This window comes from Bartonella sp. AP57NXGY, assembly GCF_042195805.1.
Taxonomy (GTDB): domain Bacteria; phylum Pseudomonadota; class Alphaproteobacteria; order Rhizobiales; family Rhizobiaceae; genus Bartonella.
The window spans coordinates 1-896 of record NZ_JBHIOZ010000420.1 but is presented as its reverse complement, the minus strand read 5'-3'; the positions used below and the strand labels follow the sequence as shown (position 1 = coordinate 896).

1 protein-coding gene is annotated in these 896 nt (G+C 38.7%); it reads right to left on the bottom strand.

From position 1 onward, the window contains the following. On the bottom strand, window positions 1–531 hold a 531-nt coding region (locus tag ACFIL8_RS11235; RefSeq protein WP_375689866.1), incomplete at its 3' end, for a hypothetical protein. Window positions 532–896 lie beyond the last annotated feature (365 nt).

Here is an 896-nt window from a genome sequence, read left to right as displayed (position 1 = left end):
AGCAGCAAGCTTTGGAGCATAACGTGGATGCGTTGGATCTTGAAACGCATAATATTTCTGATCCTTAGTCTCAGCAGCAGCATCCTCAGGAAAAAAAACTTTAGGTCTCTTACCACACAATAAAAGCCATTCTTTCAAATCATCTAGGGAAACAGAAGAATATTCAACAATAGGATTCTCGTCCAAACGAACCCCCCGAAAATCACGATGATAGTACCATTCTACCCTTAATTTTCCCTCTTCTACTACTCTTACTATCTCATTATAAACAGCTCGGAACAAAGCAATTTTAGCGAGCGGTACTCGCTCCCCTCCTTCGTAAATACCACTGTCTTCAGGTCTGTCTTCGTTGGTAAATTCACATATAAGTGGATTCAAGCCCACTATCAATAACGCTGCCTGCAGTATTGTTAGTTTTTGAGAACGTAAAAGCCATTCTAAACTTTCATCAATTTCCATATATTCCCCGCCTTTTTCTACGAAACTTAACATATTTTTTAAAACGCTAAGAGCAATCTCCTTCACTGACACGGAGATTATCCTCCCCTCACATTGCAACTTATCACACTTTTTAATAATCCCACAACCACACCCCTCCTTGTGATACACAAGAAAATGATTTGAATTGATTTAAGATAAGAAGTTTTGAAGTGAGAGGAATCCTACTGAATTTTGGGCTTTCATACAAGATATCAGGCAAGTTACAAGGCGACAAATGCCCCTTCATAAAGCATAAATTTTTATGCGTGATCAAACAATTTGATATGATAATATCTCTTTCATTTATGCACCCCCACCCTTAAACCTGCCCCTGCAATCACAGCACAAAAGATAATTCGTTACACGCTAACAAATCCACCTAAATGCAAAAGCTGTAACAACGCTAAAATGCGCGT